This window comes from Enterobacter cloacae complex sp. AR_0002, from assembly GCF_001922365.1.
Lineage (GTDB): Bacteria > Pseudomonadota > Gammaproteobacteria > Enterobacterales > Enterobacteriaceae > Enterobacter > Enterobacter hormaechei_C.
The window spans coordinates 19297-33404 of the sequence record NZ_CP018814.1 but is presented as its reverse complement, the minus strand read 5'-3'; the positions used below and the strand labels follow the sequence as shown (position 1 = coordinate 33404).

General features: G+C 37.1%; 15 protein-coding genes and 3 pseudogenes. 10 read left to right on the top strand and 8 right to left on the bottom strand.

Annotated elements, in window-relative coordinates; genetic code table 11:
• Positions 1–64: 64 nt before the first annotated feature.
• The 5 genes and pseudogenes from AM329_RS00185 to hxsD all read right to left on the bottom strand — a co-directional run bounded on the left by AM329_RS00185 (position 65) and on the right by hxsD (position 5169).
• A pseudogene (locus tag AM329_RS00185) lies at positions 65–1777 on the bottom strand (TIGR04141 family sporadically distributed protein).
• Between the two features lie 27 nt (positions 1778–1804).
• A complete protein-coding gene (hxsA, locus tag AM329_RS00180; RefSeq protein WP_071886178.1) occupies positions 1805–2407 on the bottom strand; it encodes a His-Xaa-Ser repeat protein HxsA in 603 nt (200 codons plus the stop codon).
• Positions 2404–3516, bottom strand: coding sequence for a His-Xaa-Ser system radical SAM maturase HxsC (gene hxsC, locus AM329_RS00175; RefSeq protein ID WP_032609940.1), 1113 nt, complete (start codon positions 3514–3516; stop codon positions 2404–2406). The genes hxsA and hxsC overlap by 4 nt, the downstream gene beginning before the upstream one ends.
• The gene (gene hxsB / locus AM329_RS00170; RefSeq protein WP_032609941.1) at positions 3509–4897 is read right to left on the bottom strand and encodes a His-Xaa-Ser system radical SAM maturase HxsB; all 1389 of its coding nucleotides are present in this window, start codon (positions 4895–4897) and stop codon (positions 3509–3511) included. The genes hxsC and hxsB overlap by 8 nt, the downstream gene beginning before the upstream one ends.
• A complete protein-coding gene (gene hxsD, locus AM329_RS00165) occupies positions 4897–5169 on the bottom strand; it encodes a His-Xaa-Ser system protein HxsD (RefSeq protein ID WP_032609942.1) in 273 nt (90 codons plus the stop codon). The genes hxsB and hxsD overlap by 1 nt, the downstream gene beginning before the upstream one ends.
• A 407-nt stretch (positions 5170–5576) precedes the next feature.
• Between hxsD and AM329_RS00160 the strand changes: the two genes are divergently transcribed.
• Entirely contained in the window at positions 5577–6761 is a 1185-nt protein-coding gene (locus AM329_RS00160; RefSeq protein WP_032610271.1) for a DUF4297 family anti-phage-associated protein, read from the top strand.
• The gene (herA, locus tag AM329_RS00155; protein WP_032609944.1) at positions 6761–8476 is read left to right on the top strand and encodes an anti-phage-associated helicase HerA; all 1716 of its coding nucleotides are present in this window, start codon (positions 6761–6763) and stop codon (positions 8474–8476) included. Before AM329_RS00160 ends, herA begins: the two co-directional genes overlap by 1 nt.
• A gap of 154 nt (positions 8477–8630) precedes the next feature.
• Here herA and AM329_RS00150 read toward each other — a convergent pair whose 3' ends face one another.
• Positions 8631–9128 carry a hypothetical protein gene (locus AM329_RS00150; RefSeq protein ID WP_032609946.1) on the bottom strand — a complete coding sequence of 166 codons (498 nt, stop codon included), beginning with the start codon at positions 9126–9128 and terminating at the stop codon, positions 8631–8633.
• A gap of 163 nt (positions 9129–9291) precedes the next feature.
• On the opposite strand from AM329_RS00150, the gene AM329_RS25760 reads away from it, so the two are divergent.
• The 4 genes and pseudogenes from AM329_RS25760 to AM329_RS26285 all read left to right on the top strand — a co-directional run.
• On the top strand, positions 9292–9498 hold the full coding sequence (locus tag AM329_RS25760; protein WP_023323125.1) for a hypothetical protein: 207 nt from the start codon (positions 9292–9294) through the stop codon (positions 9496–9498).
• Positions 9499–9516: 18 nt separating this feature from the next.
• On the top strand, positions 9517–10320 hold the full coding sequence (locus AM329_RS00140) for a hypothetical protein (protein ID WP_044596283.1): 804 nt from the start codon (positions 9517–9519) through the stop codon (positions 10318–10320).
• 202 nt (positions 10321–10522) lie between these two features.
• Positions 10523–10960, top strand: coding sequence for a hypothetical protein (locus AM329_RS00135; RefSeq protein ID WP_032609947.1), 438 nt, complete (start codon positions 10523–10525; stop codon positions 10958–10960).
• Positions 10938–11738 (top strand): annotated as a pseudogene (locus AM329_RS26285) (relaxase/mobilization nuclease domain-containing protein); the annotation flags it as partial. The gene AM329_RS00135 and the pseudogene AM329_RS26285, both read left to right, overlap by 23 nt.
• Here AM329_RS26285 and AM329_RS26280 read toward each other — a convergent pair.
• Positions 11686–12105: a hypothetical protein gene (locus AM329_RS26280; protein ID WP_371580479.1), complete on the bottom strand. Its 420-nt coding sequence runs from the start codon at positions 12103–12105 to the stop codon at positions 11686–11688. The pseudogene AM329_RS26285 and the gene AM329_RS26280 sit on opposite strands and share 53 nt — an antisense overlap.
• On the opposite strand from AM329_RS26280, the pseudogene AM329_RS26275 reads away from it, so the two are divergent.
• The 4 genes and pseudogenes from AM329_RS26275 to AM329_RS00110 all read left to right on the top strand — a co-directional run.
• Positions 12015–12389: pseudogene (locus tag AM329_RS26275) on the top strand (relaxase); the annotation flags it as partial. The gene AM329_RS26280 and the pseudogene AM329_RS26275 sit on opposite strands and share 91 nt — an antisense overlap.
• A 223-nt stretch (positions 12390–12612) precedes the next feature.
• Positions 12613–12885 carry a hypothetical protein gene (locus AM329_RS26000; protein WP_045609575.1) on the top strand — a complete coding sequence of 91 codons (273 nt, stop codon included), beginning with the start codon at positions 12613–12615 and terminating at the stop codon, positions 12883–12885.
• 41 nt (positions 12886–12926) lie between these two features.
• The gene (locus tag AM329_RS00115) at positions 12927–13313 is read left to right on the top strand and encodes a hypothetical protein (RefSeq protein WP_032609950.1); all 387 of its coding nucleotides are present in this window, start codon (positions 12927–12929) and stop codon (positions 13311–13313) included.
• 24 nt (positions 13314–13337) lie between these two features.
• Positions 13338–13601, top strand: coding sequence for a cell wall-binding protein (locus tag AM329_RS00110; protein ID WP_071886179.1), 264 nt, complete (start codon positions 13338–13340; stop codon positions 13599–13601).
• Positions 13602–13641: 40 nt separating this feature from the next.
• Here the strand turns inward: AM329_RS00110 and AM329_RS00105 are convergent, their stop codons facing one another.
• Positions 13642–14070, bottom strand: a complete 429-nt coding sequence (locus tag AM329_RS00105) for a hypothetical protein (RefSeq protein ID WP_032609951.1) — start codon at positions 14068–14070, stop codon at positions 13642–13644.
• Between the last annotated feature and the right edge of the window lie 38 nt (positions 14071–14108).

Below are 14108 nucleotides of genomic sequence, written 5' to 3'. Positions count from 1 at the left end.
TGTAAAGAAAATCTACGATTAGTACTCTTTGCCACACTAATATAGCGTTCAAAATTTCCACAAGTTAGTTTGGTTTTTGCAACTTTTTCTTATAAATGTTATCGTCTATGTCGATTTTACAAATACTCACATTAAACCCAAAATTAGATAGAGACTTATAAAAATTTTTGAGATTAATTTTTGAGAATATAGGTAACCCGTGAGGAATTTTGTTTTTCGTCGCGATTGCAAAAATAATATTAAAATCCTTTGCAACTGGTCTTAAATTGGGATCTGCAAACTTTAACGAATCGCTGAGTTTATCATTTAACTTTTGCCTAAAAATATTATCACCTATGAGTAGTTCAGCACTAATATAGGCTTGGGAAAATAAATGGCTCATACTCTGCGAACCGGTATAATATTTAACATGTATTAGGGTGGTTGGACCTTTCATTAAATCGCAATATTCAACTTTGCTATATTGACCGCCATGGTGAATGAACTTCTGATCCATAAGCGTGAAATCATTATTCTGTTGACAAACATCAATCAGATAATCAGATAATCAGATAATCAGATAATCAGATAATCAGATAATCAGATAATCAGATAATCAGATAATCAGATAATCAGATAATCAGATAATCAGATAATCAGATAATCAGATAATCAGATAATCAGCTTCATAGTCAAATTTATAAATTGGAAGTAAAGCAGAATTTTGATAATCTTCAATTTTCGCTATTTCATTATTGATACTGTCAATAAAATCCCTATTTGCTTTATACCATACTCCATTTCTCAATACATAATCACTCCGCCCATCATTGATTTCAGCATAAATACAGCGATATGCAGACCAAGTAGATATAGTTTCATATTGCTCATTAATGGAAAATATTTTTTGCCTTTTTAGATTTTCTATATTTAGTTCTCGCTTAGCCATATGCTCAAGTAAATTACTAATAAATAATGTCGTGTATATTGGACTTCTGCTTCCTCGATGGAAACAATATCCAATCTGTTTTTCCCAATCAACGATTTCTGGTTCCCCCAACCAAATACCTTCTAGATCCTTATGAATTAATCGTTCCTCTAAAATCATATCAAGGATTTGTATTTCTTCTTGATCCGCTTGTTTAATGTTATTTACCCACTCAAATTCATTTGGCAATGGTTTATTATACAAATCTATAATTGTATGAAGAATACTCGAAAATTTATTTAATTCAAAATCTGGTGTCAGAACTAAGGCATCCCTTCCTGTAACCTTATCCCCCAATAACTCTTCAGTACATACTCCTGTTAAAGTTGTCAAAAAATCCAATTCCGAGTCTATTTTCAAATTATAGATACTTACTTCTTTAGAACTTTGATTCCTAGTCAATAGACTGGTTTCATTATGGTTACTTTTATCTACACTTCTAATTCGATCTTTCCCAATCGAGTTCAATGTAACTTTTAGACCAAAACCCTGAATGATATACATGTCATTTATTAAGTGATGACCAGTGCCAAATGGCATCAAAAAATGATATCCTTTGTACTTAACTGATAATACCGCACCGGTACTACTGTTTTTCCCAAAAGCATTATTAGGAATATCGGGTTTAATCGCAAAAAAGATAGATGCCCATTCAGGAATTTGTGGCTCGGTTTCTTCTTTAATATACAAATAAGAGTCTGTATCTGTGATATCCAGACGAATAGGAGGCTTTACCCTTTCTAAATTCAATACCTGATCAGTTCCAGTTTTAATATCTTTAGCGAGGTAAATTGAAAATCTTGCCTTCATTCTTCATCCTCCACTTAGTATGTAGTACTATCGGGCTAAAACCCCCAACGCATTAAGTAATTGTGCATCTAAAGTTTCATTTTTTGGTAAAGGCAGGCCCGCACTCTGACGATAACTTTTGATTGATGCCCTTGTCGCAGGCCCCATGACACCATCAATAATACCGTCGTAATACCCCTTATCAAAAAGGGCAAACTGAACACGCATGATCAATCTTTTTCTCTTCTCCGAATCGGCAGATAAACTCCCAATTTGAGATCGAGTATTTGCTGAGGATGTTGAGTTCGTTGAGCCGGAAGACAATGCTCTGCTTGATGAGGAAGGAGATTCAGAACCACTGTTGGACGTGGATGAGCCATAAGATTTAGGATAATAAGGAGTCGAACTTCCACCATAGTATCCACCACCAGACGAAGATCTATGGGAACTATGGCTCCGATGGGAGCTATGACTACGGTGTCCTGCAATGTAGAAAGGTACTTCCGTGTTAAGTGGAGCTATGACTAAATCATGCTCATTAAGAGTCATGCCGGGCAAATCACTTGCTCCAGTGGAGGAATCACTTGCCCATACAGAATTATTGAGTGCTAAAAATCCCGGAAGCAGAGCAGCGAAATTAAATTTTTTCATAAAATTGGTCTCGGTGGTTGATGAAAACGGCCTTTTGATGAACTGAAATAACCAGCACAGGAAGACTTCTGGGTACATTCATCACATTCTTTGGGATAGTAATTTTTCCAGTCAGAAATTGACTGAGTAGCAAATCCCCAAGCTCTTTCAGGAAGATGACACAATGGGTAATTGAAGATTGTTAGAGGGATGCCTGACCTTTGTGCTGTGCCTATGGCAGAAAGAATTTTCTCACTATAGCTATCATGCTCAATAAAAATTGATGACCAGTTTTTACGTGCCCAGCCAATAGATTCTAGCCCCATAAGAGAAATCTGGTTGATATTGGAGAACACACGACCAGCGAACTCTATGATTTTGTCCAATTCCATATAGTTAGCCAGTGTCGGAATGATTCTTAACTCAATGTTGATCCCTGAGTTACCGGCATTGATAAGCCCCCTAACTGTCTCATCAAATGCCCCCTCGCTTCCAACCAGATAGTCATGAACTGACGACCTTGAAGAATAAAGCGGAATACCGAAAGTTATTTTGAGCTTTTCGCTTCGCTCTTTCATCTGTTGAGTAAAACTAACATCTGCGAACTTCCGCCCATTGGTCAAGACATGCAAAGCTGTCTCAGGCGAGTTTTCGATTACGAAGTCAAGAAAGTGCAGGAAATCTTCGCCATACAGTAGAGGTTCTCCCCCACTCACTCCGACTATACCATTCAGTGAGAAAGAGGCGATGGCAAGTGCTGACTGGTTAAGAAGCCAGTCATCGTTTCCTGTCTTAGGGGGTTGCGAACAAAAAAGGCAACTGTTGTTGCACCTTTCAGTTACCAGAACAGTGTTATGGTTCGCTCTCCGTGACAAAATCACCCTAAGCATGTTGCCGTTGTTAATAATCCCTATATCACCATCTTCTATGGAATTGAAAAGATCAGTGCTCACAACGAAGTCTGCAAAATATGCAGGTAGTGGTATATCGGGTTGAGTTTTACTGACCAGTAAATTTGGCAGAAAGAATTGAGGATTTTCGGGCTTAAATTTGCACAGGCGATAGAAACCTTGTTGAACCGGCAAGTCTGATGAAAACCGGAAAATATCGTTTCTCAGCACTTCAGACATAAGCCCACCTTTTGAGCATTTCAGCCATCGGTCCATCCTGAGAGATTTCATTCAGCAGGAAGCGGAACATGCCTTTGTGATACTGGCAGAAAGTTGACCGACTCTTGTCACCAACAGGTTCGCCATGAACACTAATGTTCTGGCAAGGATCTGCTCCACAGAAAGGCTGGTATGCACATGTGTCACAACCTGGCATGGCGAAGTTAAATGAAGATGAGAGAGCGGAACGGTAGTATTCGTTGCTACTGAATGAGAGTGAGGCAAACTCTCCTGCACTAAAATCTGCTTCCGGGTTTACTTTCTGAAGCATACGACTTTCATCACTACCGTAGACTTTACCGTCATAATTAAACAGGATGCAGTTCAGCACGACTCCGCTTGGCGATTTTAGATCTGCATAACCACTGAAACCCGGATTGAAAATTCGCTTAAGATGGATAGCAGCCGAGTGCTCAATGACAGGTATTCTCTTTTCATTCTGAAGCAACACTTCCTGCATTAACTCTTTATAAAAATCAAAATACTCTGGCATTGAAAAAGTAAAGCTCTGCTTCTGAGCAAACCCATAAGGACTAACAGGCCTGATAAACATGTCTGTAAGTCCCAGAGACAGATGAGCATCTACTATGGAAGCCGGCTCCTTTGTCAGTTCCTTAGTAACAGTCGTGACAGTTGCTACCCGGTTTTCCCCAAGTTCTTCTGTGATTTTCCGAATACCTGTTACTGCTTTGTTGTGAGCCTGAAAGTCAGTAAGAATACGATTCTTGTTATGAACGGCTTCATTCCCATCAAGCGAGACAGAGAAGGTTATATTCCGCTCTTTAACCCATGAGAGGATGCTTTCATCAAGTAATGACAGACTTGTAGCAATCACCATTTCGAAAGTATCACTACCCAATGAAATCTCGCACTCGTGATAGATTGACTGGACAAGATCGAACCTGAGAAGTGGTTCACCGCCCTGTACTTCTATCTTGTAGGGAGGAGTACCCAGTTTCTTTATGGTGCTAACAATTTGCGGTATCAGTTTAGGGTTGAGATCATAACCATCAGCGGTGACCGATGCCCTGCTGACCTGACAATATTTGCAAGTATGATCGCAACGAAGAGTAGGTACAATCATGAAGATTGGCCTGACCGCGAGTTCATTAATGAGTCGTTTGGCAAAAGCCGAACTTAGTGCATAAGGGGTAACGGAGGAAGATTCATCTCCGCAAATGAAAAGTTTACTTTCAAGCGATGAGGACTGTTCTTGACTGACATGACCGTTTACCAGATCGAGAAATTCCTTCTCACCTAAAAAATGATGAAAGCCAGCGAGGTTGCTGATGAAAACGCGGTCGTCAGGCATCCTGTCGAAGTTGAAAGGCATCAGTCTCATTATGCAAGCCTGTCATCTATGCTTCGGAGAACCTTGCTGACAATGGCATCACGCAATTGACCGGTTTGATGATGAAGTTTCTCACGGAGGCTAAAATCGTTTAACAGCCTTCCAAATTCAAACTCACATTCAGGACTACTTGTCTCAAAGAAGATAATCCAGGAGGATATATTTTCTTCAAGTTTCCATGAAGTTACAGGAGTCATCCAGTAGAGGGTGTTTCGGATAACCCATTCAGAAAACTGATCTTTTTGTAACACCTTTTCCCACATTGTCATTACCTTCCAAAGAAATAATAACGGAAAGAAACTTATTCCATTTAGAGATTTTTCTTATAGAATTAAAGATACAACATTTTTAGAAAAATGTTACTGAGTATGTCAAAATTCTGAGATTCAGTTCAACTAGAAGTCAATCGAATCACGTGCTCACATGATGCAGCAATAGGTTACACATAGGCTACTTTTTGAGATAACAGGCAAAGAATTAGAAAGTTATTACCGCCATCGAATTATTTACACCTTAATAATTAGCATGTTAAGCAAATGCTTTTGGTTCTTTTTGCATGTCAATAGATTAGCTTTGTGGCAAAATCATGAAGCTATGCAATCATTGCATTGTTATTAACACAGCATATTTTTATAAACTTTTAACACCTTATCTCAAAAAGGATAACAAAGTGGACAGAAGTGCAGTTGATACAATTCGTGGGTATTGTTATCAAGTTGATAAAACGATTATTGAAATTTTTTCGTTACCACAAATGGATGACTCAATTGATATAGAATGCATTGAAGATATTGATGTCTACAACGATGGGCACTTAACTGCGATCCAATGCAAATACTATGAGAGTACAGATTATAACCACTCCGTCATATCAAAGCCTATAAGACTAATGTTGTCACACTTTAAGGACAATAAAGAAAAAGGGGCGAATTATTATCTTTTCGGGCACTATAAATCAGGACAAAACAAATTAACACTTCCATTAAAAGTTGACTTCTTCAAATCTAACTTCCTCATATACACTGAAAAACAAATCAAACATGAGTACCATATAGAAAATGGGCTTACCGAAGAGGATCTACAAGCCTTTTTGGATAGATTAGTTATAAATATCAATGCCAAATCATTTACTGATCAAAAAAAACAAACTATACAAATAATAAAAAACCATTTTCAATGTGAAGATTATGAGGCAGAGCATTATTTTTATTCTAATGCTTTCAGAAAAACCTATGATATCTCTTGTAATAAAAAAGATCGAAGGATAAAAAAATCAGATTTTATTGAAAGTATCAACAAATCCAGAGTCTTATTTAACATATGGTTTTATCAATATGAAGGAAGAAAAGAATATTTAAGAAAACTAAAAGAATCTTTCATAAGGAGAAGTGTAAACACTTCTCCTTATGCTCGTTTTTTCATCTTGGAATTTCAAGACAAGATTGATATAAAAACAGTTAAAGACTGTATATATAAAATACAATTAAATTGGTCTAATTTATCTAAAAGAGCAGATCGACCATATTCTCCTTTTTTACTTGTTCATGGCATCAGCGAAGATAAATTATACGAATTGAAGAATCAATTATACAATGAAAATCTAATTTTCGCTGATGGATACCCTTTTAAAGGAAGTGTATTTACTCCAAAAATATTAGTCGAAGGGTTTTCAAATAAAGAAATCCACTTCCAATTTATCAACGACATAGATGATTTCAATGAAATACTGAACAGTATTCATATAAGAAAAGAAGTATATCAGTTCTATACGAAAAACTGCCTTGATATCCCATCCCAACTACCCCAGGTAAACATACAAGTTAAAGACTTTGCCGATATAAAGGAGATAGTGTAATGAGCAGGAATAATGATATTAATGCAGAAGTAGTATCAGTGTCGCCAAATAAACTAAAAATTTCTGTAGACGACCTTGAAGAGTTTAAGATAGCAGAAGAAAAATTAGGTGTAGGATCTTATTTAAGGGTTTCAGATAATCAAGATGTTGCTCTTCTGGCCATCATAGATAATTTTTCTATTGAGGTTAAGGAAAGCCAAAAGCAAAAATACATGATAGAAGCAAGCCCAATAGGTCTTGTTAAAAATGGAAAGTTCTATCGCGGGGGTGATTCACTTGCACTTCCACCTAAAAAAGTTGAACCAGCTAAGTTAGACGAAATAATATCTATATATACAGACAGCATAGACATAAAAGATCGCTTTACTTTTTCAAGCCTATCACTTAATACAAAAGTATCTGTACCTGTCAATGGAAATAGATTTTTCAATAAACATATTGCTATCGTAGGTTCAACGGGGTCAGGTAAGTCTCACACTGTTGCCAAAATACTTCAAAAAGCCATAGATGAAAAGCAAGAAGGTTATAAAGGGTTAAACAATTCTCATATAATTATTTTTGACATACATTCTGAATATGAAAATGCATTCCCTAATTCCAATATATTGAATGTGGATACATTAACCCTTCCATATTGGCTATTAAATGGCGATGAGTTAGAAGAACTTTTTCTTGATACAGAAGCAAATGATCACAACCAGAGAAACGTGTTCCGACAGGCAATTACCTTAAATAAAAAGAAACATTTTCAAGGTGATCCAGCCACAAAGCAAATAATAAGCTTTCATTCGCCATATTATTTCGATATTAATGAAGTTATCAACTACATTAACAACAGAAATAATGAAAGAAAAAATAAAGACAATGAACATATTTGGTCAGATGAGGAAGGAACTTTCAAGTTTGACAATAAAAATGCACATAGGTTATTCAAAGAGAATTTAACACCTGATGGAAGTTCAGCCGGTGCTTTAAATGGAAAACTTCTCAATTTTGTTGATCGATTACAAAGTAAATTATTTGATAAGAGATTAGACTTCATTCTGGGTGAAGGTAGCAAATCCGTAACATTTAAAGAGACATTACAAGCCTTAATAAGCTATGGAAAAGATAAATCAAACATTACAATACTTGATGTAAGCGGTGTTCCTTTTGAAGTACTTAGCATTTGTGTATCATTGATATCTCGGTTAATTTTTGAATTTGGTTATCATTCAAAAAAAATCAAAAGAAAAACGAATGAGAATCAAGATATCCCAATCTTGATTGTTTACGAAGAAGCACATAAATATGCTCCTAAAAGTGATCTGAGCAAATATAGAACATCCAAAGAGGCAATTGAAAGGATTGCCAAAGAGGGAAGAAAATACGGTGTGACCCTTCTCCTTGCAAGTCAAAGACCTTCTGAAATTTCAGAAACAATATTTTCTCAGTGTAATACTTTTATCTCAATGCGGTTAACGAACCCAGACGATCAAAATTATGTTAAGCGATTACTCCCGGATACAGTAGGTGATATTACAAACCTCCTACCATCACTCAAAGAAGGTGAAGCCTTAATCATGGGGGATTCAATATCAATACCTTCCATTGTAAAAATAGAAAAATGTACAATGCCACCATCGTCAATTGACATCAAATACCTTGATGAATGGAGGAAAGAGTGGGTAGATTCGGAGTTTGATAAGATAATTGAACAATGGAGTAAAAGTTAATATCAGAAATGGATTCACTCTTGATTAAGAGTGAATCCATTGATATCAATTGCTTTGTTGCGAATTAATATAATTTATCCTGCCATCATTAACCAATGAGTCAATAGATTCTTTTATGTCCCCTATTGTTTTATGAACCTCTTTCATAATATCATCATACAGAAATTATTATTTCTGCCTTTGTTTTTACAAAAAATATTCTATCGATCATAAACTCTGAGTAGTTAACACGGTCTGTAACTTTCAAAAACTCAAAGCCAAATATATTTGTTTCATTAAATAGCGGTATATCCTTATATGCAACACCGTTATTTTCTTTCATTAGAGACTCTAAATCTTTAAATACTGACAAATCCAATTCTAATATTTTTTTAAGTAACCCATCATTCAAATAAGGAAGACTCTCGATTTTTATATTGATATATAATCCTTTGTAAGGTACAGGGGAAATTATATCAGGAATAAAATTATGTTTTACTAAGTTATTTAATTCTTTTGATATAGCAGGAGTATATGATTGATGGACCATCGCTGGATGGAGGCGTTGAGTGTAGCCAAAAAGTATATCGCAAATTCCGTCAATAACATTTTTCCTTTTGGATAAAATTCGAAAATGTTTGTGTTTGAAATAGGCTGCGGAAATTTCCCGCATTAAATCAATATCATATGGCAACAGTGTTTTAAAAATATAGAGCTTCAGTTTTAATAATAAATCTCCTTATGTATGAATTGCGAATAAATACTTGACAGATGATGAGTAGTAGTGTATAAGATAAGCAGGGTCGTTTAATAACCACTCGATACTTGGAGGATTTATGACAAGCATTTTACGTTTTTTAGGGCTTGCTCCTGGTAAAGACGAGGAAGAAATGGTTAGGAAACTAAAGAATACCTATTCATCGTTAAAAGTGGTCGGTCGCGGGACTATAACAGTTTCTGCTGATGAAGTTATCAATAATCCTGAGTTCAAAGAGTTGTATATACGAGCCAGTAACATTGTAGAACGCAGTAAAAATCAATGATCGCATAAGGATTGCGGCATGTTTGTTTTTTTAGTGATACCTATATTAGTCAGCGGTTTTCTATTAGTCCACATCCACCCCATATATAAATATAAACTTCATCGCTATGAAGGGCAGTTCTTATACCTGAAAAGTGCCCAATATGGTCTTTATTCAATGATCCTTGGGGTAGTGTTTTTTATTTATACTTCTGGCTCTCTGAGCATACCATATACAACAATAAGCTTTGACGTCATAAAATTTATCCATACTCACCTAAATTTTATAAACTCTATCAATCAAGATAAAAAATTACTTGATGAGTTATCCATTATTTTCTCAATAACTATTTTCACTTTATTTTTCCCTATAGTATGGACTCTACTTTCCTTTATTCGTTTATTTATAAAATACCGAACCTTCGATATAAAGCCATACATAATGTCAAGAATTTTAAATGACAGTCCTTTAGATAAATTCTTACTAAATGCATCAATAAGCAAAAATAAAGATGATGCTGTCGTGATGTTAACCATGCAAGATAGAAAAGTTTATGTCGGAAATGTTATTACAACCGGCGAGCCAAGTGAGACCGAAGGGCCGGATCAGGAAATCGAGTTCATTCCATGGATAAGTGGCTTTCGTCATAAAGATACACTGACCGTCACTTTTACAACAGATTATAAAATACTTAAAGAACGAATTACATTAATTTTAAAACAGGAGGAGATATTATCAGCAACCTCCTTCTCTTTCAAGCATTATGAAGAATTTGAAAAGCGAAAAGCTGAATTTAAAAAGAACAAATTAAAAGATATTATAAAAATTCTGTTAGATTTATAATGAGTAAGCAAGAGCTAATTTATAGAAACGGTTGCACCGCTCTATAAAGCTCTTGCTTTTCTTGCTTCCTTTCAGTCAGACAATAAAAGAACACCTACACAACCAAGGTTGCTGATTGACAAACTACTAATTAATTGTATAAATGATATATAAAGCATACGGATTATGCTTATCAGTCAGTAACATATAAAATGGAGTTTATATGAAAGAGAGTATTTATACAGATAACATAGATCTATCCAAAATTTCCCGCCGTGGTAGTTTTAATAAAAGTAAAATTCCTTCAGAAGCTGTAAGAAGCTATTGTGTCAGTGTCCGATTGAATGTTGAAGAACTGCAACTCCTTAATATAAAGCGAGGCTCTTATAGAAAAGGAGAGTGGCTTCGTATGGCTTCCCTTCAAAAGTTGCCTCCTGTTATACCAACGATTAATACCAAAGCCTGGAAAGCTTTAACTGATATATCGCAAAAGCTAAATCGAATTGCGACCCATATAGATTGTAAAAGCAAGGACAGTCAGCTTACCCATACTGAATTGTTCGCTGTGAAGCGACAAGTTGAAGAGCTTCGTCACAACTTGCTAAGAATAGATTTTTGGAGTATCCCTCGTGAAGGGTATGCGGAAGATCAAGAGGGGTAAAAGCTTCGCAGGTGTTGTTCAATATGCATTGAAGCCGGGAGCACATCATAAAAGCGATCCAGTCGTAATCGGGGGCAATATGCTTGGAGATTCAGCCCTTGAACTGATTGCTGAATTTGATAGCAGCAAACAACTTCGCCCTGATGTTCAGAAGGCCGTTTGGCACAACTCGCTTCGCTTACCCAACGGTGAATCACTAACGAATGAACAGTGGTCTAGTATCGCAGATGACTATATGAAACGAATGGGATTCAGTGATACCCATCTCCGTTGCTATGTCTTACATGACGACGAAGGCCAGCATATACACATTATCGCCAGCAGAATCGACATAGCCAGTGGGAAGCTCTACTTAGGTAGGAACGAAAATCTTATAAGCACGCGGATCATCAGTGAACTTGAAATCACTCATAACCTGACAGTGACCATGACAGCACCAAAGCAACCGAAGCGAAGAAAGGTTTCCCGCAATGAACAGATGCTTTCAGAACGGACTGGCCTTCCCTCCCCCAAAGAAGCTCTCCAACAGATACTTGATAAAAGTTTGGCAGATACACCTGATCTTTTAACCTTCACAAAACGACTGGAAGAAGCCGAAGTATCTTGGACGGCTAACATTGCTTCTACCGGTAAGATGAACGGCTTCTCATTCTCTTACCGAGATATAGCTTTCAAAGCTTCGCAGTTAGGCAAGAGTTACTCCTGGGCAAATCTTAGTAACCGTCTTAACTATAACCCCGGCCACTTAGAAGCTCTGCGAATCGACATACCTTCAAAGGAAGTTTCTCAAGCTCCCATGCCAATACCTGTTCCTGTTCCTGCTCCTGTTCCTGCTCCTGTTCCTGCTCCTGCTCCTGCTCCTGCTCCTGCTCCTGCTCCTGCTCCTGCTCCTGCTCCTGCTCCTGCTCCTGCTCCTGCTCCTGCTCCTGCTCCTGCTCCTGCTCCTGCTCCTGCTCCTGCTCCTGCTCCTGCTCCTGCTCCTGCTCCTGCTCCTGCTCCTGCTCCTGCTCCTGCTCCTGCTCCTGCTCCTGCTCCTGCTCCTGCTCCTGCTCCTGCTCCTGCTCCTGCTCCTGCTCCTGCTCCTGCTCCTGCTCCTGCTCCTGCTCCTGCTCCTGCTCCTGCTCCTGCTCCTGCTCCTGCAACAATTTTGGAAACCAGGGAGCAAAAGGAAAGTATCAGTGAAAAAATTACTGAACTCGAACTGCGACTCAGAAAAGACAGACGAAACGAGATCGTTGAGAAGATTCTCCAAAAGAATGCGGTTAACCAGCAAAAGCATCTCAGGCTTATCGGCTGGCTTCCATTTCTTAGAAGGCTTGCAGAGCTTCTCCGAAGCTATGGTAAGAGCATTCTTCACAAGCCCCACCCTGGATTTTCAAAACCCTATGCAACACGACCTCTGCATAAAGGAATAAAAATTCATTTATAGACAACAGGTTACCACTTAAACCTAACAGTGACATCAGTTAGGTAGTGGTAAATTTAGGATAAGTCAATAATAAATTGATCGTTATTACAGATCGATAATTCATTTATGATAGCCATGGGCTATCAAGCAACAATTATCGATCGGTACAAGTGATTTTACTAAAGATAATTATTCATCGAGAATCCCTACAAATACGCAGTAAATCTTCCACCCTGGGGTTGCTATGAAAAACGAAACAATAAAGTGCCCGTTCTGCTTTACACAAAGTCCTCATGGTGTGCGGATTTGTAAAGGCTGCCATGCAAAGATCGCTTACGGTGAAAGCCCGCTCAGTGTGGCATTCCTGTTTCAATTCGTTGCATTTGGGCTCGCGTGGTTAGCATTTTCGTGCACTGGCAGCACTCTTGTATCAGTCATTACGTTTTTCGTAAGCATCATTATTCTTATCTATAAAATTAAAAAAACGTATGCAGACAGAGTTGTTTTTATACGGTGAAATTAATTTCACACAACCGCAAACCTAAAATGAGAAAGTAAATGAACCGATTTATAAAGTCCTCTTTTTTTATTATTGTCTTCCTGCTTTCTGGCTGTTCAACATCAGGGAACCAGAACCTTAAAAACGAAACACCTCAAAGCCTCCAGTCAAAGATCATTAAAAACAAAACAACCAAGACAGAGTTACTCACTAAGTTAGGTGAGCCTGACACCAGAACGACTCTTGACGATGGCAACGAGCAATGGAGATATTTCATGTATAACAATCAGTTCAATGCCTCAACTTTCATTCCTGTAGTTGGGCTGCTAACTGGCGGTTCCCAGACTCAGTCTAGAACTCTCGAAATCGACTTCAATGGAGAAACCGTAAGCAAATGGACATTCTCAACTGATAATAACAATACAAAATCTGGCATTCTCCAGTAAAATACTTAATCAGGAACAAGTCTAATGAAAATATCTTCAGTCCTTGCTGTTATTATTTCTGCATTTGTTCTTACTGCATGTAGCAGTGAGCCTTCCCAAGATGATATTTTTAAAGCTTTGCGAAAATGGACTGGAAGCTATCTGACTTCAGTAAAAAAAGTAGATTGCACAAAAGAATCTGATAAAAGCTACAAGTGCAATATAATTATGGATATGAGCGGAACAAAGCAAGCTGGAACAGTTAAATTAATAAAATCAGATGATGGCTGGCAAGTAGGAAGTTATTAATAAAGTAAATTAGTAAAATGAAGCTCCCGAACGGGAGCTTTTATAATCTAACATTTTTTACTCTAATAACTTCATGGGTTAGCTCTTTCTCGATAATCTTCACTTCATACTGTGCTCTTATAGTATTATAGATATCTTCTGCTCTATCCTGGTTACTATCTATGTAATTAACAAGCGAGTTTAGCTCTCTAAGAACACGTTCTTTGTTATTTAATCGTTGTAGTAGATTGCTTGTCAGACTTTTGTATACCGAGCTAAACATAGCCATTATGTTATCAATATTACGATTGGATTTGGAATAAATCCTTTTAGGATAGAAATACTTTAAATGGTATCCTACAAAAATTAAGTATAGCTGGTATGAGAAACTTTTATCGTGTGGTTGATATCTCTTTGAGATATACTTATCAATGATAATAATAAGCTGTTCTTCCAGTGTTTCCACTGGAAAGTTGTTTTGTTTGTCCATAAATTGCATCCTTGCAAGCTAGTTTTGTCTTCCTGACT